This window comes from Mesorhizobium sp. M1142 (genome assembly GCF_040318565.1).
Classification (GTDB): domain Bacteria; phylum Pseudomonadota; class Alphaproteobacteria; order Rhizobiales; family Rhizobiaceae; genus Mesorhizobium.
Window position 1 is genome coordinate 1 of the sequence record NZ_JAMYMK010000006.1, and the last position, 21598, is coordinate 21598.

The 21598-nt window shown below is 58.9% G+C and carries 18 protein-coding genes and 2 pseudogenes; 10 read left to right on the plus strand and 10 right to left on the minus strand.

What is annotated here, in order from left to right; translation table 11 throughout:
- Positions 1-63: 63 nt before the first annotated feature.
- The 3 genes from NKH42_RS11845 to NKH42_RS11855 all read right to left on the minus strand — a co-directional run bounded on the left by NKH42_RS11845 (position 64) and on the right by NKH42_RS11855 (position 3616).
- On the minus strand, positions 64-318 hold the full coding sequence (locus NKH42_RS11845; RefSeq protein ID WP_352974188.1) for a DUF4917 family protein: 255 nt from the start codon (positions 316-318) through the stop codon (positions 64-66).
- A 650-nt stretch (positions 319-968) separates the two neighbouring features.
- A complete protein-coding gene (locus NKH42_RS11850) occupies positions 969-2384 on the minus strand; it encodes a mannose-1-phosphate guanylyltransferase/mannose-6-phosphate isomerase (RefSeq protein ID WP_352790442.1) in 1416 nt (471 codons plus the stop codon).
- 242 nt (positions 2385-2626) lie between these two features.
- On the minus strand, positions 2627-3616 hold the full coding sequence (locus NKH42_RS11855) for a nodulation protein NodZ (protein ID WP_352691383.1): 990 nt from the start codon (positions 3614-3616) through the stop codon (positions 2627-2629).
- A 797-nt stretch (positions 3617-4413) separates the two neighbouring features.
- On the opposite strand from NKH42_RS11855, the gene NKH42_RS11860 reads away from it, so the two are divergent.
- The 3 genes and pseudogenes from NKH42_RS11860 to gmd all read left to right on the plus strand — a co-directional run bounded on the left by NKH42_RS11860 (position 4414) and on the right by gmd (position 6797).
- On the plus strand, positions 4414-5001 hold the full coding sequence (locus tag NKH42_RS11860; protein WP_352974088.1) for a transposase: 588 nt from the start codon (positions 4414-4416) through the stop codon (positions 4999-5001).
- 268 nt (positions 5002-5269) lie between these two features.
- Positions 5270-5586: pseudogene (locus tag NKH42_RS11865) on the plus strand (nodulation factor ABC transporter ATP-binding protein NodI); the annotation flags it as partial.
- Between the two features lie 140 nt (positions 5587-5726).
- Positions 5727-6797 (plus strand): GDP-mannose 4,6-dehydratase, encoded by a 1071-nt coding sequence (gene gmd, locus NKH42_RS11870; RefSeq protein WP_352691380.1) that lies wholly within the window; start codon positions 5727-5729, stop codon positions 6795-6797.
- A 142-nt stretch (positions 6798-6939) separates the two neighbouring features.
- On the opposite strand, the pseudogene NKH42_RS11875 reads toward gmd, so the two are convergent.
- Positions 6940-7141 (minus strand): annotated as a pseudogene (locus NKH42_RS11875) (integrase core domain-containing protein); the annotation flags it as partial.
- Between the two features lie 915 nt (positions 7142-8056).
- Here NKH42_RS11875 and NKH42_RS11880 point away from each other — a divergent pair.
- The 4 genes from NKH42_RS11880 (at position 8057) to NKH42_RS11895 (ending at position 10972) form a co-directional block, all read left to right on the plus strand.
- On the plus strand, positions 8057-8329 hold the full coding sequence (locus NKH42_RS11880; protein ID WP_352974090.1) for a hypothetical protein: 273 nt from the start codon (positions 8057-8059) through the stop codon (positions 8327-8329).
- Between the two features lie 96 nt (positions 8330-8425).
- Positions 8426-9151, plus strand: a complete 726-nt coding sequence (locus NKH42_RS11885) for a thermonuclease family protein (RefSeq protein ID WP_352974091.1) — start codon at positions 8426-8428, stop codon at positions 9149-9151.
- Positions 9152-9539: 388 nt separating this feature from the next.
- Positions 9540-10133, plus strand: coding sequence for a hypothetical protein (locus NKH42_RS11890; RefSeq protein ID WP_352974094.1), 594 nt, complete (start codon positions 9540-9542; stop codon positions 10131-10133).
- A gap of 8 nt (positions 10134-10141) precedes the next feature.
- Complete coding sequence (locus NKH42_RS11895; RefSeq protein WP_352974095.1) at positions 10142-10972, plus strand: hypothetical protein; 831 nt, start codon at positions 10142-10144, stop codon at positions 10970-10972.
- A gap of 858 nt (positions 10973-11830) precedes the next feature.
- Here NKH42_RS11895 and NKH42_RS11900 read toward each other — a convergent pair.
- Positions 11831-12421, minus strand: coding sequence for a hypothetical protein (locus tag NKH42_RS11900; protein ID WP_352974096.1), 591 nt, complete (start codon positions 12419-12421; stop codon positions 11831-11833).
- A gap of 592 nt (positions 12422-13013) precedes the next feature.
- On the opposite strand from NKH42_RS11900, the gene NKH42_RS11905 reads away from it, so the two are divergent.
- The 3 genes from NKH42_RS11905 (at position 13014) to NKH42_RS11915 (ending at position 16599) form a co-directional block, all read left to right on the plus strand.
- Complete coding sequence (locus tag NKH42_RS11905) at positions 13014-14135, plus strand: dsDNA nuclease domain-containing protein (protein ID WP_352691372.1); 1122 nt, start codon at positions 13014-13016, stop codon at positions 14133-14135.
- A complete protein-coding gene (locus tag NKH42_RS11910; protein ID WP_352691371.1) occupies positions 14132-14692 on the plus strand; it encodes a hypothetical protein in 561 nt (186 codons plus the stop codon). Before NKH42_RS11905 ends, NKH42_RS11910 begins: the two co-directional genes overlap by 4 nt.
- Before the next feature lie 80 nt (positions 14693-14772).
- Positions 14773-16599: a hypothetical protein gene (locus tag NKH42_RS11915; RefSeq protein ID WP_352974098.1), complete on the plus strand. Its 1827-nt coding sequence runs from the start codon at positions 14773-14775 to the stop codon at positions 16597-16599.
- Positions 16600-17012: 413 nt separating this feature from the next.
- Here the strand turns inward: NKH42_RS11915 and NKH42_RS11920 are convergent, their stop codons facing one another.
- Genes NKH42_RS11920 through trbL form a run of 5 tightly spaced genes read right to left on the minus strand, consistent with a single transcriptional unit; the run spans position 17013 to position 21597 of the window.
- Entirely contained in the window at positions 17013-17285 is a 273-nt protein-coding gene (locus NKH42_RS11920; RefSeq protein ID WP_352691368.1) for a DUF2274 domain-containing protein, read from the minus strand.
- 11 nt (positions 17286-17296) lie between these two features.
- Positions 17297-18514 carry a TraB/TrbI/VirB10 family type IV secretion system protein gene (locus tag NKH42_RS11925; RefSeq protein WP_352974189.1) on the minus strand — a complete coding sequence of 406 codons (1218 nt, stop codon included), beginning with the start codon at positions 18512-18514 and terminating at the stop codon, positions 17297-17299.
- A 10-nt stretch (positions 18515-18524) separates the two neighbouring features.
- A complete protein-coding gene (trbG, locus tag NKH42_RS11930; protein ID WP_352974099.1) occupies positions 18525-19553 on the minus strand; it encodes a P-type conjugative transfer protein TrbG in 1029 nt (342 codons plus the stop codon).
- Positions 19543-20274 carry a conjugal transfer protein TrbF gene (gene trbF, locus NKH42_RS11935; RefSeq protein WP_352691362.1) on the minus strand — a complete coding sequence of 244 codons (732 nt, stop codon included), beginning with the start codon at positions 20272-20274 and terminating at the stop codon, positions 19543-19545. The genes trbG and trbF overlap by 11 nt, the downstream gene beginning before the upstream one ends.
- Complete coding sequence (gene trbL / locus NKH42_RS11940) at positions 20275-21597, minus strand: P-type conjugative transfer protein TrbL (RefSeq protein WP_352691360.1); 1323 nt, start codon at positions 21595-21597, stop codon at positions 20275-20277.
- Between the last annotated feature and the right edge of the window lies 1 nt (position 21598).

Genomic DNA, 21598 nt, shown 5'->3' on the forward strand with positions numbered 1-21598 from the left:
AGAGAAGCGGCTACGTTTCATGTCCTGGTCCTCTCGATGGGCCAGAACGAACTTCAAACCGGATTAGATCAGAGGGGCAAGGTCACGCTGCACCGCTAGCTCGTTCGCGTGGTTCATGATCCGCTGGTTATCCGCGGATGCTGGTTCACCATAGATGCCAACACAGAGCTTGCGAAACTTGCCACGCGCTATGCGGTTAAGGATGTGGTCGTCATTCGTAGCGAGCGAATGGCCGAAAATGAAGAAGCAATGGCTGGCGGTCTTCACATTCGCGGTGAACTGCTTGAAGCCTTGGTACAGGTAGGCATTGTGACGGATCTTCGCCTTCTTCTGGGCGCTGGTGGGCTGATGAAGGGCGGCTTAGGGTCATGATTTCCGGTTCATCGCGCTGCAATGACCCATGAGTCACAGACGCTGCATTTCGCGCTAGACCGCAGCTGCGGTATTCTCGATCATACGCTCAGCCATCCTATTCGCACCTCGTTGCCGCCGTTCGCCGCACCTATCGATCGGAGGCCTTCCAGCCTCGCGATAGCCGCCCTATGTGGCTGCACACGACGAACAGGAGCAAGATTGGACACATAGAAGCCAGCACAAGATCGCCCTCCCCCTGTCCTTGCTCGTTTTCAACGAAAACAATCAAACTGAGTGCTGCGGGAATGCGAGCTCGATTTGGCCCACTTCAGAGCGAAGTCGGCCATAAGCCATTGATATAATTTTGGTGGGCCCTGAGGGTGCTTGGAAAGTCAGAAATATCAAAGGCTATTCGACAGTGGGACTGTGTTGCGTTACTATGCTCTCCGGTCTTTTCCGGTTGATTTGTCCCACCCCTGATGCCGATTGCGGTCATTCGCCGCTGCCTTGGTCAATTCCCGATTCCACAAGCATCCGGTCCTGAGTGGGCAGACGGGCTTCCTAGTGGTAATTAGTCAGCGACACGTTGACCGTTCTCGTCACGCGGGTGAAATCTACGTTCGACCATATACGTCGTCGAAGCGAACGATATCATCCTCGCCGAGATAATCGCCGCTCTGCACTTCAATGATCACCAGGTCAATTCTGCCTGGGTTCTCCAGCCGATGCTTATGGCCGCAGGGGATGTAGGCTGATTCGTTTGTCGCCAGGAACAGCTCCTGCTCGCCATTGACGATTTTCGCGGAGCCGCTGACCACGACCCAGTGCTCCGAACGATGATAGTGCATCTGCAGGCTCAGCCGCCGACCGGGCTTCACCTCGATGCGTTTGATCTTGAAGCGCTCGCCTTCCTCGAGAACCGTGTAGGTACCCCACGGCCGGTGTACCGTGCTGTGGACCAGGTGAGCTTCATGTCCTGAAGCCTTGAGGCCCTCGAACAGCTTCTTGACGTCCTGAACGCGGTCGCGGGATGCGACGAGCAAAGCGTCCGGGGAATCGACGATCACCAGATCGCTGACACCGACCGTGCCGATGACGCGCTTGTCGGAGCTCACATAGCTGCCGGTCGTGTCGACCATATGCACATCGCCGCGTATCCTGTTCCCGCTTTGGTCGGGGGCGATCAAATCGGCCATTGCGTTCCAGGATCCGATGTCGTTCCAATCCATGTCGCAGGCAACCACGGCAAGTTTGTTCGTCTTCTCCATGACAGCGTGGTCGAGCGAGATTCGCGGGGCGGAGCCGAAATGCTCAGGCGCGAGTTCGATTTTGGCAAAGCCTTCGCCTTGACTGAAGCGGCCGTTCTCGTAGCTGTCGGAGACGGCCTGGATCACCGCGGGGCAATGCGATGCCATCTCGTCGAGCATGGTTTGTGCGCTAAAGCAGAAAATGCCGGCGTTCCAGAAGAAGCGCTTGGACGCGACATAGGCTTTGGCTGTGTCCAGATCCGGTTTTTCAACGAAACGGACGACTTTCTCACCATCCGCTTCGATATAGCCGAATGCCGTGTCCGGTCTGGTTGGGGTGATGCCCAATGTGGCGATCCGCCCGAGCTTCGCATGTTCGATGGCCCGGCACATGACGTCTAAAAATGCAGGCAGGTTGCCAACCATGTGATCGGCTGGGAAGACGCATAGAATCGCGTCAGGGCCTTGCGTTGCCTTGGCATGGATGGCGGCTGCCGCAACGGCTGCGGCCGTATCCCGGCCTTCAGGCTCGAGCAGAAAGGTGCGTGGCAGGACCACGGAATCTAGTTCGTCGAACTCGTCCTTGGTAAGGAAGAGGTGTTCCCCAGATGTCACGGCGACGAGTTCCACTACGCCCTTTATCGAACCGACGCGCAGCACAGTGTGCTGAAAGAGAGAATGTCCATCTGCTACTTTAAGGAAAGGTTTGGGGTGCGATTGCCTCGAAGCGGGCCATAGCCGCGATCCGGCTCCACCGCTGATGATGACGGGAACCACTTTCATTAAACAACCTCGATTTCGTCTCTGGAGTGATTGCCCGCGCCCTTTCGAGCGTTAGCGTCACGATCGCCGTCGCTCTGGCTTGGTCTGCGGCCTCCGAGTAACAGCGAAGTTCTGGCGCGTTGCCGAACGGCCTCAGATGACGACGCTATCGGTATCGTACGACGCTTCCATGGCTGCGATGAGAAATGGACATTCAACTATGCCTGTTGGTTGCATCCGCCGAATTGTGCAGGTGGCGGGTCTTAACTGAGACCAGAGATTCTTTGGCTGTCCTCTATCAAAATCAAACGACTTGGCTCCTTCAGATCGAACTCAATTACGCGTGGTGCGAAAAGGCGTGCATATCGTGTAAAGGCGCTCGTCGGAGGAAACCGAATTACAGTATCGCAGCGCCCGAGAAGATACATCTCAACGAGGGCGGAAATTCCGCCGTCAATCCCAAGTGCTGCAGTGTGTAAGGGGCCATCTTGATCGGATCGGAAATGCTTGGGGACGGTGAGAAGATCGGGAAACCTGGCCGACAGGTGATCCAGGATCTGCGCGCTGTCCGTGCACAAGAACAGCCGCACAGGCTTGGGGTGCGGTAACGCTTTAGCCTTATCAACCGCACTGCACACTTGTCGAACGGCGAACTCCGGATCGGCCCAGTAGGGCGCATGCTCCATGATGTCTTCACCGTTACCATGTCGAACATGAACCCCGATGATGCTGTGCCCCTCAAAACATTCTTGGTAAATGGCATCTATGCGTGTTTGAATTTCAGACCGAGGCTTGACACTCTGGAAGACCTGCCGCTCGGCATCCTCATCGCAGCGCCACATCAAGCAAGCGTCACACACTACTGTGTTCGCTTCGACATCCTGTTCGGCCTGAAAGAGCTCGCCCAACTCGTCGCGCTCTTGGAAAATCTGCTCATCTGGGCGGTAAAGGCAGTCGATCGCTGGCCTATTCCACCACTCCGGGAAGAATGGACCCGGGAAGGAAAAGTCGTTGATCCGGTCGTCGCAAATAGCCGGTACGCCAGCGATGTCATTGATCGGTTGGAAGAAAACCGGAAAGGCGTTTGTGAAGGGTTGGTCGAGATAGCAGGACCCGCGCCAGTCGACGGCTAGCGTTCGTCCCGACCGCTGAGCGTAGCGCCAAGCGGCCGCCAGCGACCACAGACAATCACCGAACCCCGTACGCCTCTGAGAGACGACGAACCTGCGCTTTACCAATCCACTGACCTGCATTTTCGGAAATCTCGTTTCAGAGACGAGGTTGCATCTGGCTTGGGATCTCTTAATCGATACTAGTCGACCGTTACGCCGGGCGATTTGGTAGAGGCTGCGCGTGGGGCAGAAGAGCTCCCTCAGCACTGCCTATCCTTATCTCTGTGACGCTCGCAAATCTTAACGCCGGGTACACTCGCATCCGGTTTAAATTCAGCGTTCTCTAATACGCCAGGCGACATGTGTAAAATTGATTGCGTGAATGTGGCCCATCCATGTGATGGATACTAAGGCGTTCCTTGACCATCAGCCTCTACTGACGTGGGGCCGCGCTTTGCTAAGCGAAACAGCCGGTCGAGGCAGTCCACAAACTCCCTTTTTCAAGTCCAATTCTTAACTGCCTCAACGTAACATGCCATTTGCGGGGCGTTTCCTGAAGGACGGATGTGCAGAACCCGCCAGCCGTCGAATGTCAGGCACAGGCCATCCACGTCATTTATGGCCATCACGCTTCCGGTCCCAGCGAAAGATGCGCCGGCGCCCTCTGACGCTTTCAAGTGCGCCAACATGGCGCAACTCGTGTCGACCGGATAGCTTTCGATCCGGCCGGACTGAGCGACTGGCACGCGATGCTGTGCGACGACGGCCGAGAGAGGAATTTTGGCGTCTGCAGCTATGTGGAGGATCGTTCCGACGGTTCTGCGGGTTCTCGGTGTCGGAGCCGACACCTGTGCGAACCCGCTTTCGTCCGTTTTCAAGGCCGTTGAGGTTCATGACCCTGTTGTTCGCCGAGATCACCCGCCAGCTCAGCGATCCAGGTGAAGACCGGCACGCCTGTCGATGCGGCGATCATCGCCTCGGCCGGCGAAGACGATGAAGAGGGCGATTGGGTCAAGCACAAGGGCCGACCAGCGTTTCAATGCTTCAAAGCCCATGTCGGTGCCTACGCCGATACGGCCCTTGTCGAGGAGATCGCCGTCACGGCGCCTACACCGAGGACGACAAGGCCGTTCCTGATGCTCTGCCCGACAATCCCGGCGAAGTGTTTGCCGACAGCGCCTACTGAGGCAATCATCTCGGCGACGCGGTGGGCGCCAAGGGTGGAAGGCCGCGCATCGTCGCAACCGGTACGTGGGGGCGCGACGAGGCCGAAAGCTCGACGCCTGGACCAACCGATCCACAGAATTTGTAGTCGGATCGAGAAGATCTTCGGTACCTGGAAACGAAGCTACGACCTTCGCCCGATGCGATGGCGAGGGCTGGCAAAGGCAGCCGTTCAAATTCGCCGCACTGCGATTGCCTATAGCGCGAAACACAGTTTGATGGTCGCCTCGTCCCGCCCATCGTTGAAGCCCAGCCACCGTTTTCGGGCTCGCCTCCCGAAATTCATACAGGTCAATACGTAATGCCCTACCCGCGCTTTTCGCCGCCGTCTCAGATGTGCGGTTCGCCCGAAGCCCCCGACTGACACGAACTTTGTCTTCGCGCGGAGCGAAAACTCGCACCCACGACTTTGTGCCGCCGATGGTGCCGCGCTGACCTGTCAAACAATCCATATTATGGATGCGCCTCATCCAAACAATCGATTTCACTGATCAAAACAATTTCCATTAGAAGACGCCGCAGGCAAAGATTACTTGGTCAGCGCAAAGAGGGATGGTGGAGTTCTAGTGTGGCTTGGACCCACATGCTCGCCATTTTATCTGGGAACGGCTGTGTGCCCTATTGGCGCAGGGCAAGACGATTCTACTGGCCACCCACTTCGTGGAAGAAGCGGAGCGGCTATGCAACCGAATGTGCGTGCTTGAGAACGGACGTAGAATCCCAGAAGGGCGTCCTCACTCGCTGATTGATGAGCAAATCGGGTGCGACGTGATTGAAATCTATGTCGCTCACCCCGTGAGCTGAGTGCGGCACTCAGGCCGCATGTGCGACTTAGGCAGGTTAGCGGCGAGACTCTGTTTTGCTACGCCTCGAAGCAGGAGCAGGTGTGCTCGCTGGCTGACACTGTCAATGACGAGCTCCGCGCCGCATCTGTCGAAATCCTACCATAGGGTATGAGGCGGGCCGCAGTTTGCTGGCGGTGTGTCGAGCCAGATTCGAAACTTAACTACAATAGAGCAGGAAGAAAATGGGCGAGAACAGGAAAGTTGCTCTGGTTACGGGCATAACGGGACAGGATGGCGCCTATCTTACCCGTCTTCTGCTGGAAAAAGGCTACATCGTTCATGGGATTAAGCGACGTTCCTCTTCCTTCAACACGGGTCGCATCGAAGACATCTACCAAGACCCGCACGATTCCGATCCGCGCCTAATTTTGCATTACGGTGACCTCACTGATGCGACTAATCTCATCCGAGTAGTTCAGGAATCCCAGCCAGACGAGATTTACAACTTGGCCGCTCAGAGCCATGTCCAGGTGTCGTTCGAAACGCCGGAATACACAGCAAACGCCGACGGTATCGGAACATTGCGACTTCTTGAGGCGATCCGCCTCCTCGGTCTGAAGGACAAGACCCGCTTCTATCAGGCCTCGACTTCAGAGCTCTACGGCCTCGTGCAATCCGTACCGCAGAACGAAACAACGCCCTTTTATCCGCGCAGCCCTTACGCCGCCGCCAAGCTCTACGCCTACTGGATCGTGGTCAACTATCGCGAGGCCTATGGTATCCATGCTTCCAACGGCATTCTCTTCAATCATGAAAGCCCACTGCGCGGCGAAACTTTTGTGACGCGCAAGATCACCCGCGCCGCCGCTGCTATCTACCTCGGCAAGCAGGACAAGCTTTATCTCGGCAATCTCGATGCTCAACGCGATTGGGGCCATGCGCATGAGTACGTGCGTGGTATGTGGATGATGATGCAGCAGGATCAACCGGATGATTACGTGCTGGCGACGGGCAAGACGACCCCTGTCCGCCAATTCGTCGAATGGGTTTTCGAAGATGTCGGCGTCGAGCTCGAATGGCGTGGTGAGGGAGTCGACGAAAAGGGCTATGATGTCGAGACCGGCAGATGCCTAGTCCAGGTAGACCCACGCTACTTCCGCCCCACGGAAGTCGATCTTCTCCTGGGCGACGCCACCAAGGCGAAGGAGAAGCTCGGCTGGGTGCATGAAACATCCGTGCGCGAGCTTGCCGCGGAAATGGTGCGGGAAGACCTCAAGGTCATGCAGACATCGGTAATCATGAAGGAAGCATAATGTACGATATGAAGGGCAAAGCCGTGTGGGTCGCGGGCCACAAGCGTATGGTGGGCAGCGCTGTTGTAGGCCGCCTCGCGTCTGATGACTGCAAAGTTATGGCCGCCCTGACGTTTCCCCCAAATTTTATCCAGTCGTGCGCGGAGCGTTTCACGTTGCGCAGCGCGAGCGACCGTCGCGGGTTGAAGGTCGATGCAAATTCGTTGGGTGTCTGCCATCCGATCTGCGAGTGTGGACGCGCGCCGTTGTAATCGGCGCGCCATTGAGTCTCGCGCGGGGCTGGGCCAGGGACGTGAACCGCGTCTCGTTGAGGAGTTCATCGCGAAGGGGCCGTTGAAGCTCTCGCGTTAGGGTCATAGCCAACCTGTGACTGTGAACTCGCGGAAGCGATTTACGGCAAGCGCACACAGCAGCTCGTCCACGGCGTTCGTACATGAAGTTTGGAAAGTTATAATACGGGTACACACCTCCATGGCGGAACATTATCTCCAATATCTCAGCGATTACCGGAAGGTATCTGCCTTCACCTACCTCGGCCTAGTGCAGAATCTTGGCCGGATGAACTCGGCACTCTTGCTGCACACCAACGGTCCGTCCCGCGCGAAGTGCGATCATACCGCCGCAGCTTACCTTCAAATCCGGCACTGGCGAGGATCTAGATCCAAGCCGACGGCGCCGGGGATCAAATAAAAAGCCGCCGACCGAAGCCAGCGGGCTTGATTGGGATGGCCAGCGCGGACGGTCAAGGCTGCGCCGCCGACCATGGCGGAGGGACCACCTTGGTCAACGGCACGGCCCGATGACGGCGTGCCGATGTACCACAACATGCGGGGAGATAGAGCCTTCCGGCGTCGCGGAAAAAAGCCCGCCGGTTTTGAGCCAGCGGGCAAGTTCTGGAGTGGCTGAGATCAACCCAGCATCAGTCAACGACCGGCGGAAGGGTTGGTTGCAGTGGATGCCAGCTAGCCGCAGCATGCTGTGAATCGTAACAATGTGAAAAACTCTGGACTTCTAGGTCGGACTCGCCCCAATATTTGTTTGGGGGAATTCACATGAAAATTGGAGCACTCATCGCAAGTGCAGCCCTGTGCGTCAGCGGCTGCTCTACGAGCACTGTCGTGTCGGACAGCGATCTCACGGCAATGAATACCGTTGCGCTATGTCACGTTCTCGCCAGCAGCACGGACGAACAGTATCGTAGTCGGGTAGCGGCCCTTCTAGTGCGCAGGGGCGCAACAGCAGAGAAGTGCACCAGGCTTGTGCAAACCGACAATGCTGTCGCGACAGGCATAGCGATCGCGGCTGTCGGCGGCGCAGCTGTGGGTGTCGCTGCCAACAACGGCTATGGAGGCGGAACATATTACCGGCCACCGCCACCACAAACCTATGGCGTCGCGTGGGACCAATTCTATGGCCAGAATTACAGCATTATCTGGCGCTGCCGCGACCGGTCCACCGGGCGGTTTCGTGACGATTACCATTGCGCCGGCCTGCCCATGGTCGACAGCGCATGGCCGGGCTGGTCGGCGTAGCGGATGAGCAGGCCATACCGCAAATATCGATCCAATCGGTGGCAGAGACCCACCGGTGCCAAGCTGTGGCGGCGCCAACTTGCGAGCGTGCCGGCAATGCTCAGTCTTACGGCAGCGGCGGCAGTGGCCGCCTTCCTGGCGCCGTCGGGCGCGCAACGTAGCGACGATGCATCAAAGGCCAGCCCACGAAGGGCGGCGCCCTCCTCGCTTACCGGTGTCGCTTCCGTCATTGACGGCGATACGATCGAAATCCACGGCCAGCGCGTCCGCTTCAACGGCATCGACGCGCCAGAGAGCCGGCAGCCGTGCCGCGATGCGAATGGCGCCGAGTATCCTTGCGGCCGGCGATCGGCCGAAGCGCTGGACACTTTCCTGGCCGCGTCGAGGCCGCTCGAATGCACATTCGTGACATGGGACCGCTACCACCGCTTTGTCGGCGATTGTCGGCGCGCTGACGGCGCGGGCGTAGCCGCCTGGATGGTCGAGCACGGCCAGGCGCTGGATTGGCCTCGCTATAGCCAGGGCGCCTATGCGGGGCAGCAGGCGCAAGCCCAAGCCTCAAAGATCGGCCTGTGGGCCGGGACGTTTCAGGCACCCTGGGAATGGCGCGCTGCGCACGCCGACGGCGCGGCGCCGTCGAGCCGCCCACTGGGCATCATCAGCCGTAAGCTGGTCGCGCAGAGCGGCTATTCTTGCGAGCCGCGGAGAACGTGCAAGCAGATCGGTTCCTGCGACGAAGCCAACTGGTACCTGCAAAACTGCTCATGGGGCGGAAAACTCGATCGCGACAAGGATGGGATCCCATGCGAAACACTCTGCTAGCTGAAATGCGCGCTACGGCCTGTTCGGCTTTCCGCTTACACCGATCTAACGAAGACCATGCATGGGCGGCGCGGTCTGCTAACCCCATTTTTTGACGAGGTATTCTATATCTGAAGGGCAGAAAAAGTTGTTGTGACAATAGAGAGAAGACGGCTTAACTAAGACTTTCAAAACCGTTAAGTGTATGCTGCCAGGCGATCAAGGCGTGATGTCGCCCTGTCGGGGGGGCGAGTAAAATGCAGACTGTGATGAGTCAAAGCTGGCAAGCTATGGCCAGTGGACCTACCGTGGTGCCTGGGCCCTAGAGATTGCGGCCGCAGCGATTGGTCTTACGACAGGTGTAGCATTAGGCGTACAAGCGTTTTCTGCAAGCGAGTCTGTCACTGCAATGGATTTGACGCTCGCCAGTGCACCCTTTCTCATGGTGGCAATCGCGGAGCTCACCAAGATACCGATAGCTACACTGCTTTTCAGCGCGTCTTGGCTCTGGAAGCCCATAATCTTGGTCTTCCTCCTGGTTCTTGCAGGCATCACTTTCGAAACTGTCTTTATGGGGATGGAGAGGGCAGGCGCATTGCGTCAGCTGCGTTATGAGGAGCTCGTAAACAAGATTGATGCCCTTGAGCAGGAAGCGACAAAGCTCGCCTCTGCTGACGAACTTGGTCGAAGAGCCGATCAGGTCGATCAAGCCCGTTCCGAAATTGAGCAGCTGACCTCTCTTGCGGAAAAATCGCGTGCGACCTTTCAGTCGCAAATTGCCGAGGCCAATGCGGAATTGGAGGGAACGAAAGCCCTTACTCCAGAGGCCTCGCGTGTTCGCGATCAAGTGGAGGAGAAAAACGCGGTTCGATCGGCGCTGATTCAACAGCGTGATCGCGAAGTTAAAGACGCTGTCGATCAGTTTGAGCGCCAACGCGACAGCTTTGTTGAACGTATCAAGATGGCGCGCGATTCAGCGACAGCGACTCGGCACGCAGGCTAGAATCGGAAGTGGCTAAACTTGCCAACCCCCGCACGAAAATTATCACCAAGTTCGACACTCAGATTGAGCCGCTCGATCAAGAGATTGCTGCGCTGCGCGAAAATTTCGATCGTTTGCGGGCAAATAGCCCTCCTATGACTACTGACCAGAGGCAGAAGCTTGTCGATAGGCGTTCGTCTCTGGAGCAAACGCGCGATAGTGATGCCGCGGCTTGGCAGCGTCGATTGGATGAAGCGGGCAAACGGCTCGCAGATGCCCAGGCGGCAGAAGCCAACAAGGCAAACACCTCGGCGCAAAACCAGGTCAGACAGGACCAGATTGCCAAAGCCCTCAGCGCCTTGGCCAAGGAGCGGATCCCCATGGCGCGGACAGATCAGGTCCGCCGTATTGCCTCACGGTGGTACGGCAGCAAACCTGAACTGGTGACTGAGGCACAGGCCGGAATAATCTCTGTGATTTGGTTCGGCTCGCTCGCGCTCATCGCCGCGCTCGCGGGACCAATTACGGCAATGGTCGCTCTAGCGCTCCAGCGCATTGCCGCCCGAGAAGAGGACAATTCAGACCGCAAGACTTCCAGGCTGCTCCGTAGAATGCTTCTGAGTTGGCGGTGGCGCCGAATTCGAACGATTAAGGTACCAGTCGAAGTTATGGTCGAGAAAGAGGTTGAGAAGCGGGTTGAGGTGCCTGTGGAAAAGGTGGTCAAAGAGATCCTCTATGTTCCGCTCTTCACCGATGATCCCGAAGTCCTTCGCAAGGCCCTCGACCAGGATTTGCCGCCTGAGGTCTCAGACCTCGTGACGGTATCAATGAAGGGTCGCAAAAGTGCTCGTCCGGCATAATACCACCCTGCTTGAGCAAGCCGTCGATCTCGCCGTCAAAAGGTCAGCGATTCCAACCTTGCAGGCTCAAGCCGCGGCCCAAGAGAAGACAGCCCGAGCGACCGCCTTTCGCCGAATGGCGACTGGCGGAGCCATTGCAGTGGCGGCGGTCGGGATTGGGCTAGGCATCAATCTTGGTCTATGGGACAAAACCTTGCCGGAGCCGGCGGCTTTGCCGACCATAGAGCAGCCAAGCGATCTCACCTCCCCAAAAGATGAGCCGCCTATTCCTGTTCCAACTCCAAAGCCAACTCAGGAGCAGGCGCCCAGGCTGACGTCCCTACCAAGCCTGACGTGGTGACCGTCGACTTCAACAAGTTCGCCACCAAGAACGTCGAGTTCCAAGGCACCACTTGGGAGTTAATCACAGGTCACCACTTCAAGGATGAGAACGACCAAACCTGGGACCGAGCGTGGTGTTACTCTCGGCGGAGTGTGAACGGCGTAGACGTAAATGTATCATTGGCAGCTCGTTCTGCCCCGACAGCGCCACCAGCCGGGCCTGGCGCTGCTGCTCAGACGCTTCAGTTGGTCGGCCCGCGAATGCCGCCGCCAATATCCGGCACTGATCCGCTTCACTCCAACGACGCCGCCGCTCCGGCCGGTCAATAACGTCATATGGCTCATGCTGTGCTGCTAACTTCGCTCGTAAGGACGACCTTAAGAGCGCAGCCTCGCCACCGTGCCGTCCTCTCGCAAGGCGGCCTTCGCCGGAGGGTATCGACTTTCCGGCTCGCCAAGATTCTGAAGGGGCCATACCAGATCGAGAGCGTACAAATGCGGTGGGCACTCCGTAAAGGAGGCTCCCGCACACAAACTCTAATCTCGCGTTTCGTTTCTAACCAATGCGAATAGACCACTCTCGACATTCTGTAATCCCTCCAGAAGCCTACCTGCCTCAGCCTTGGTAGTGGATGTAGCTTGATCTTCTGGCATCTCATATTCCATAAATTTGTTGTGCGATGCCGTAGTCTTGCAATGACGCAGCTTTTCCCGCAACGCTTCGGTTAATACGGGAGCGTGCTTGGTTAGGTAATTTTCAAGTTGCTCCTCGATTGTAGAGAAGCGGCTAGCGACATCGGCGCAAGCATCGTCCCAATCCATATCGGGATGAGAGTATCTGGGCGTTATTCGGCGATAAAGTGTACCGAACTCGGCTACAGCTTCAAGCTCGCGGTCGAAAAGAATTTCTGCTTTCCGAAGCTTGAGTTTGTGCAGTTCACTTTCTTTTGCTAGCTCATTTTTGAGGCGCTCTAGCTCTGCATTGAGCGTGGCTTTATGGCCCTCTATTGTACGATCTGTGATGAATTGAGATATAAATGCGCAGATAGCAACAAGTACAACCCCGCCGCCACCCAAAAGCGCAACCACGCTACTGCCAAAACTGACCACAACTTCTGAAGTAGGCAATCTTCATCCCCCCGGTTAATTATCCAACAGCATATAGATGTCTGCTTCAACAAACGATAGGCAGAAAGCCGACCTTCCGCAAACCACCCCGACTAGGCCGTTGGCATCTGCCCGGCCTGCTGAAGCCGAGAAATGATTTCCCACGGTTGATGAGGGGCCGACAACAGAGTGGCTGCTTTTGCCGTCAGAACATCGATTGCTGCCGTTAAGCCGGCGCGTATAAGGTTTGGGAATGGGGCCCCAAGCGAACGCGGAATGTTCGCTTGGGGGCGGTCCCCCAAGGGCGGCGGCCGAGTAGAAGGTCCTGACCTCTTGCTGTTAGTCCATACCTCGGCTCTTGGAATGAAGCCCAGATTGATCTAAGTGGATCCGGATCTGGTTCATCCGGCACTTTCGATTGAGGCAGCCTAGCACGATAAAACGCGCCTAGTCGCCAGCGCACTTGTGAGAGGTCCAAGTCTGCGATTAAAGTCCATGCAAACGATGCAGTGGGAGGGGACTGTGCACAATTATAATTTCCGGCTGACGTGTCTTGCTTGAGACTGTGGCGACAGCGCGGCAACCAAATACTTGGCCGTCGATCGACAACGCTATGCCCAAGGAGCAGGGCGGCCCCGTCGCAAGACAGGGTTTCTCTTATCAGGATGAGATCGCAGTCGGGTTTTTACTCGATATGATCGAAGATGCGGGCCTAACCAAAATCCACTTCGAGACCCACGATGATCTGATCCTCGTTCGCGCTTTGGGCACAACCCAAGGCAAGCCGACGGCCGAGTTCGTTCAGGTTAAAGCCGGCGAACCCGATAAGCTCTGGTCGGTCGCTGACATCTGCCAGCGCAAGAAGAAGGACGCCGTGGGCACGTCGATCTTCGAGACGTCACTCGGGCGCGATCAACACGATGAGGTCGCCTCGTTCCGTATGATAACCCTTCGTCCCGTCATTTCCGACTTGGCCCCGCTCGCCTACGCTTTCGGCGCGGATGGCCGGAGACCCGGTTGCGACGCTCTGACGGCGCTGGAGTCGGCCCTGAATGCCCGCTTCCCCGGATTGAGGTCGCCGAAGAATAACGACTGCAGGTATTGGCTGGAGAACTGTCTCTGGGACGTGCGTCACGATCTGAAGACAGTTCAAAAGGCCAACACCATTCGGCTTTTCTGTCTCGCGGAAACGGCGGGCCAGCCGCTGCTGCTGGAGCAGATAAATGTGCTCCTCACCGAGATGCGCGCTTGGGTCAAGGCGGCTGGCGACGCCAAATGGATCCCCGACAAGGCCCGGAAGATAGTCACGCGCGCGGAAGCCGTTGGTTGGTGGCAGCAACGGCTCGCTAAACTGGCGCAAGGCGCACGTCCTTCCGGTGGTGCGCTCGCCGAGAAGATGAAGGCGGCCGACCTTCCGGAATCGCTCATCGCCATGGCCGTGGACCTTCGCCTCGGCTATGCCGCGAAGGTCCGAACTGCGACCTACATGGAGCCGGAAACTGCAGAAGTACTGCAAGAACAGGTCAAATCCGCGGTTCAATCGCTCAGCGCCGACCTCGCCGCAGGCATCCTCGATCTGAAAGGACCCCAGTTCCATGCCCGTTGCTTGGTGGAGATGAATGCCCTCAACGCCGCGCGCCCGAGCGGGGCCAAAGATCAGGCCGCGTTCCTCAAGGGCTGCCTTTATGACATCGCGGATCGATGCTTGTTGCGTTTCGACAGGGTTGTCTTGTGAAGTCGCTCGCCCGTCTCGGAAGGCAACCGGCGAGCCTACCGCTCGCGGCCGATGATATCCTTGAGTTTCATGCCGCGAGGCTGCTGCTCCTGATGCACGTCTGTGGCACATCCGGCCGGATCGACGGCCTGACGAAAATGGCCAAGCTGGACTTTTTCACCCGGTATCCCGACTTTTTTGAAGCAGCGCGCGCCGCGGTCGACAAGGCGGTCAAGGCGCCAACCGGCGAGGCCGACGCCGTGGAATCCTCGATGGTGCGGCACCACTACGGACCTTGGGATAAACGGTACTATCAGGTGCTCGGCGTACTCGAGGCCAAGCAGTTGATCATCGTGACCAAGCAAAAGCAGTCCTACCAGATCGCTCTGTCGCCCCTGGGCAAGGAGCGGGCCAAGGCGCTTGCCGCTAGGCCGTCTTTCCAAGATCTCATCACCCGCCAACGCGAGGTGAAAAAGGTGTTCGGCTCGAAGTCCGGCACCTTCCTCAAGGATCTCATCTACCGCCTGTTCGACAAAGAAGTCGGCAAGCGCACCCTCGGTCAGGTTATCACCCCATGAGTGGCCCTCGTCTATCCGTCACATCCGTCGATCGACGCCTAGCGACCGGCAATGTCGAAACCTTGGAGTTCGAAACTGGCGTGAACGTCTTCGTTGGACCGCCCAACACAGGCAAGACCAAATGGCTCCAGACGCTCGACTTTCTGCTCGGCGATCCCGGCGCCAATCCCTACGAGAGCGCTGAAGCGGAGGGCTTGGCCGAGAAGTACGCTGCGGCCGGGGCCGTCCTTCAGATCGGAGAAGACGCCTTCCGCATAGAGCGCCGCTGGACCGAGCCAGGGGCCAAGGGAAAAGTCTTCGTAGACGGTGAAGGCATGCCCGCTCGTGAGTTCCAGCATTGGCTCATGGAGAAGCTGGCGATCCCCGTAGTGAACTTTCCCAAAGGCAATCCGATGTCCGGCCAGACTTGGCCCGAACTCGGCTTCAGAAGTCTGCTTCGCCACATCCATCGGCAACAGCGGTTCTGGGGCAGTCTCGTCGATCTCCAGCCTGACGCGGAGTTCCACGCCAGCCTGCTGTCTTTTTTAGGCCTAGCCGACCGCGTATACAGCGAGGACTACGGCGCGCTAGTGAAGCTACGCCTCGAAGCCATGAGCCTTCGGGCGAAACGCGAACAGTACGGCCAGACCCTGAATGATCTGGCGGCCGATCTCCTCGATGACGACGATGTTAGCCTTGGCGTAAGCGACACAACTATCTTCGCCGCCCAGCAGCGGCTACGCGACACCGTCCAAAAGCTTCAAGACAAGCGCATGCATGTCCTCGCCGAGGCTAGCGCACGGACCATCCCCCTTGCTCAGCGGTCTCGGGTCGAGTCTCTCAGTTACGCGCGGGCGGAAGCGCTGGAGGCTTTGACCGCTGTCAGCCGTAAGCGCCAGGCTGCTGAGGAACGCCTCAAGGACGTCTTGACATACCGGAAGGATCTCGCTGACGAGATCGACCGGATGGCTCGCGCGGCGGATGCCGGCGACATCCTTTCCGATCTGCGCGTTACCCATTGTCCAGCCTGCGACCAGGCGCTTAAGGCCGCTCATGATCCGGAAAACTGCTTCGTCTGCCACCAGCGTCTCCCCGACGCCCCCGAGATCGAGGGGCTCGGTGTCGTGCGTCTTCGGTTTGAACAGGACCGGTTAAAAGGAGAGCTGAAGGAGGCCGATGATCTCCTTGATGTCTTGCGTCGCGATGTCAAAAAGCAGGCGTCGGAGGCGTGGTCGGCGGAGCAAGCCTTGCGCGCGATAGAGGTCGAGCTCGGCCCGGCGCGTCAGGCCGTTGCCGCGCTCGCCCAGGCCGACGTCAGCGCGATCGATGTCGCCCTAGGTCAGGCCGCTGAGCGTGCCAAGCAGATGGATCGCGTGACGGCGGCGCTCGAACTGGGCAAGTCGCTGACCGCCCAGGTCGAAGCGCTTGAAGACCAGATTAGGCCGCTTGCGGACCGGGTCGACGAGTCCTTCAGGGCGATCGACTTCGACGCGGCGTCACAATGGCTTGAGGACGGAATGAACGCCTATCTCGAAGCCCTCAATCGCGAGCGGCCCCACACATGGAAGCACAGTCCGGTCGAGATCGATCTGACACGGTCTAGCGTCACCTTCCGGATCGGGCGTAAGAAGTGGCAGGGTGCCCTGGGCGGGACCGACACCCTCTATTTCCTGATGGCCTACAACTACGGCCTTTTGTCTCTCAGCCCTCGCCCAGAGACCCACTACCCGGGACTGGCTATCATCGACGTTCCCGGCGAGTTTTCCGGCGAGTCTGTCGGAGACAAAGAGAACTTTATTGTTCAGCCATTTATCGATCTTCTGAACGGCGAGGCATTAGAGGGGGCTCAGCTGATCATCACCGGCTCCGCCTTTACTGGCCTGACCGGCGTACACGTTCAAACCCAGACCCACGTTCACATCGCGTGATCCCGCCCGCGAACGCATCCAATATCCGAAAGGCCGACACCAGTGCCTGCGGGTATCCGCAGGCTCGCCGGATCCAACGTCCGCTCCACGGTAATTATCGAACGTCTGCAGTTGGCGCATCGACGACTGTCAGGGGATCGCCAGCAAGGTCTGCTATTAAGAAGCTGCGAAGTGTGCCCCTAGGCCGAGACGAGGGCGCGCAGCCGCCTTCGAATTCGCATCAGGCCTGACCGTCCGCTTTCAGCGAAGGCAAAGTTTGCTTGAACGACCGAGACTGGGCGCAGAGCCGGCATTGGTTCGGGGCAGATCAGCTCGTCTATTGTGGCCTATGTTTCGGCTTGCCGCCGGCAAATTGCTTCAATGCATTTGCCCGCCTAGAAAGGTGCCCCCTCGGATTCACTGGTCGCTGTCACTTAGTCGGACCCTGAAATTGCCTGCCGCCGCGATTTCTCTGACTTGTCGACGACAGGGAGCCCTTCCTTTCTGGCCTTGGCAAACGCTCGATCGCTCTCCAGGAACTCCGCCAGCATGAACGGGATCAGTTCCGCTACCGATTCGGACTCGCCATAGGTCTGACGATAAAGGGCCGCATAGTCCTTCAGTGCTTGGTTCAGGTCTGCACTTACGCTTATGGTGATCTTCGAAGGTGTCCGATCCGGAAGTTTGCCGAGTTTCAGATTGGTCATGATGACTCCAGTCAATTCGGGTACGGCCGTAGCACAAGATCCTTGTGCACGATGACGCGCAGTGGCCAACCAGGGCGGACGGTGATCGTGGGCTGAATATTGAGGTTCTTCTCGGTGATGCGCTGGCCAGCTTGACTAACGTTCTGCTGAGCGGATTCGCGGATTGCTTTGACCAGGTCGCTTTCGTCTTGCCCGAGGCTCAGCTCCGTGCCGACCCCCAGCAACGTGGCCAGCGCAACGCCTTTCATCAGCTGCCAGGTGTGGAAATCCACCTTGTCCTCAAGCCCGGCATAGCCGGCGGTGTCCGTCGCCGGCAGATTGTCGATTTCGATCGAAGAGCCGTCGGGCAGCAGTATCCGTTGCCAGACCAGCAGCGCGCGCCTTTGTCCAAAGGCAACAACGCTGTCATAGGTGCCAATCAGGCGAGAGCCTTGCGGAATGAGCAAGGTGCTGCCGGTGACTGTGTCGTGCACATTCTCGGTGACCTGTGCGACGACGAGGCCGGGCAAGTCGGAATTGATGCCAGTGATCAGGCTCGCTGCGATGACGCTGCCGGCCATCAGCTGATACGGCGAAGCCGGCGTCTGCAGTGCATGCAGATTGTAGATTCCACTTGTGTTCCGCTGGCTGACAAAATCGAGCTTGCGCTGTTGATTGTTTTGGTCGCCCTCGGCCGGTGCTACGGAAGCTGAAGCGCGTGCGGCATCGGATTGTGGAGCCGTTGCCTCAAAGGGTGGACGCCCGCCCTGCCCGTTGCCGGCGGCATCCGCTTGCCGGGGTCGATTTTCGATCCGGAAGAAGACTTGCGATTCGCGCGCCTCGATCGCCTGCTGTGCAAGGCGCTGCTCCTCCGCCGAAACCTCCTGGCCCGGCGCGATGCCCAGCTGGCGTTGGTGCTCAAGGATGGGGCGGCCGAGGTCGCCGGGCAGCGGTGGTCCAAGCACCGGAGGCTTGGGCTTGATCCCGGAATAGTCCTTAGGCAGCCTTTCAATTGCCTCCGCGGTTGGCTTCCGCTCAGTGTTGTAAAGCTCTTCAGCCTGCTCTTTGATGCGCAGTGCCGGTCCCTGCAGCGCCATCATGGTGACGCCTAGAACGGTGCCGGAACCAACAGCTGCAATGGCGACAATAATGCCGCGCTTGAAGCGCACAGCGCGGCGGGGCGAGGCCCGCAGCTGGAGCTGTTCTGGATCGAGTTTCGGTGGAGCATCGGAGCGGGAAGTATCCGTCATGGGCCGTCCCTCACCTGCTGGAACGCGAAAAGAGCAATATCCGCCGCGGCGCTTGCCTGCCGTCGGTCCTCGTGATGCGCACCACCTGCTGCTGCTTGGCGCCGAGGCGCAGTTCGGCCGCGGCGAAGAGGCGATCGACGATGTAATAGTTGCCCCGTATGCGGTAGTTGACGAGCTGGTTGTCCCCGTCAGCACCGACGATGAAGAGCGGCGGGGCCTCGTCCTGATCGATGCGGCGCGGGAACTCGATGTAGACCTTGCTGCCATCATCGAACGCGCGCGTGGGCCTCCAGGGCGGCATGTCGCCGGTAATCGAATAGCGGAAGCGAATATTTTCGAGAGCCACATTCGACGCCACTGGCATAGCAGCCTCGGCCTGCGCATTGCGCCGGCGTAGCGCGATGATCTGGTCCTCGCTGTAGGTCCAGGAGATTGCCGCCATGGCGGTCTTATCCGTGCTTTGAAGCTGCAGGTGATAGCTTCGCCGGTCCGTGGTGATCACCAGATTGGTGGCAAGTCCTGGCGCGAAGGGCTTCACCAGCACATGGGTGCGCTGGTCATCGCCGGAGCCACTGACGGTGTCGCCAATTACCCAGCGCACTGTATCGCCGGCCGACACGGATTGGAGTTTCTCCCCTGATTGCAGAGCGATATCGCTGACGCGCTCCGGTGCGGCATAGAGCTGGTAGAGCGCGCCTTCGGCAAAGGGGTAAACCTGCACCGCATTCACATAGCCATATTTGGTGGGTTGCTGCGTCGCCGCCTTGTTGGCATCGGCGACACGTTCTTCAGGCGAGCGCTTGTCTTCAGCAGCCTTGCCCGGCTCGGGCTGCAACTGGCCGGGCAGCGGCAGCGGTTTCGGCACTTCCACGACCTTGACGGGCTTCTCCGGCGCCTTCTCGATTGCCGCCGGTTGGAACTTGGCAGCATCATAGGAAATCTGAGGTGGCGGCACCGGCTTCGAGGCACAGGCGGAGATGACCGCAGCCGACGTCGACAGGACCAGCGCAGCGCGGAGCGACGAGAGTCTATTTATCATTGGCGGACTCCTTTGGGGGAACGGAAGTCTGCGCGGCACTGTCGAGCTCGCGCGACCAGTCGATGGCATTGATGAAGACGCCGAGCGGGTTTTTGCGCAGCTGATCGGTATTGTTCGGCGGCCGGATCACAATGGTGAGGATCCCGGTCCAACGCGTTGTGCTGGCGAGGCTGCCGCGCTCAAAGACCTGCTCGGTCCATTTGACTTGAAAGGAGCTGTCGGACGCTCGAACCACGCTCGTCACCTGCACCGAGACGCTGCGCGTGCCGATCTTGCCGAACGGATCATTGGCCTTAGCGTACTCGTTGAGAAAGAGGGCTGCACGGTCGGTGGCAAAGTCGTAGGCCGAGAGCCAATTCTGCCGCACCAGCACCGCATCGGTGGAGACGGAGCGGACATTCTGGATGAAATGGCCGAGATGCCAGGCAATCTGGGCATCGTCGGGCTCGTAGGTTTGGATTGCCGGCGCGACAGCCCGTGTTTCACCGAAGCGGTCGACCTCGACAACATAAGGCACGACGCGGCCCTGCATCGACTGCCAGAAGAGTCCACCAGAGAGCCCGATGGCCAGAGCGAGGCAGCCAAAGGCCATCAGGCGCCAGTTCCTTGCCTGCACGCGCGCAGTGCCGATGCGCTCGTCCCAAAGTTGGGCCGCCTTCTGGTATGGTGTGACGGGGTGGGGCGTCTTCCCGTAACGCTGAACAGGTCGCTTGAAGAGCATCTAATCTTCCTTATCGTTGAGAGAGGGGTTGGCCCCGCTTCCACCCCGATCGCCATCGCGGACGGCCTGCGTGGCGGCGTGGCGATGGGCGCGCGCGGTCTGTTCGGAACGCAAGCGCCTCGCCCACGCCGGCGCGGCATTGGCACCTGACGCGGCAGGGTTTCCGGTCATTGATGCGGTCGGCGTGCCGCCCGTCGAGGTCCAGGCGGCATCGCGGCCGGCATCGGCGTTGCGCCGGAATGGTTCTGTTGCAGATCGCATTCCCCGCATCGCGGCGCCGCCAGCTGCACCGGCAACGCCCTTCAGTCCAGCAGCTACGCCGGAGAGGCCGGACTCGGGCGATGTTGCACGCCCCATCTGCCAAGCTGTGGAAGCAGCCGATCCCATGGCCGTTCCGGCTCGAACGGCGGCGAGACCGCCGCCGGTTGCCATGCGCGCGCCGGCAAGCGTCGCACCTCCGGCAACGAGCGTTGATCCGGCGGCCGCCGCGGTGGTTCCGAGTGCGGCGCCGGCGCCCAGCTGCGGCGCGCCGGAAACAAGACCCGAGGCGATCCCTGGCCCGAAAATGCCGAGCCCAAGCAGCGCCAACGCGCCCAGTACCTGTGACATGGCCGCGGCCAAGTCCGGCTCCTTGCCTTGCAGCGCGGAAGCGAACTCGCCGAAGAGCGTAGAGCCGATGCCGACGATGACAGCAAGCACCATCACCTTAATGCCCGACGAGATCACATTACCGAGCACGCGCTCGGCCAGAAACGCCGAGCGGTTCCAGAGCGCGAAGGGCACCAGAACAAAACCGGCCAATGTGGTGAGTTTGAACTCCAGGATGGTGATGAAGAGCTGAATTGAAAGAATGAAGAAGGCGATGAGGACCAGAAACCAGGCGAGAAGCAGCACGAAGATGGTCAGCGCGTTGCCAAAGATCTCGGGGAAGCCGACTAGCTGGCTCGCTTGATTGAGCAGCGGCCAGGCGCCCTCGAAGCCGGCCGCGGCAATGCGGCCTGGCCGCAGGAGACTGTCGGCGGACAGATTGCCGGCCGATGCGTTGATGCCGAGCCCGGCAAAGGAATGGTAGATGATGTCGGCGAGGTTCTTAAAATTGTTCAGGATGAAGGCGAAGGCGCCGACATAGAGCACTTTTCGGACAAGCCGGCCAAGAACATTGGGCTCGCCGCCGAACGCCCAGACCAGGCCTGCCAGCGTGATGTCGATGCCGATCAGGATGGTGGTGAGAAAGGCGACGTCGCCCGAAAGCAGACCGAACCCGCTATCAATATAGCGGGTAAAAGTCTCCATGAAGCGATCAATGACGCCGAGGTCATTCATG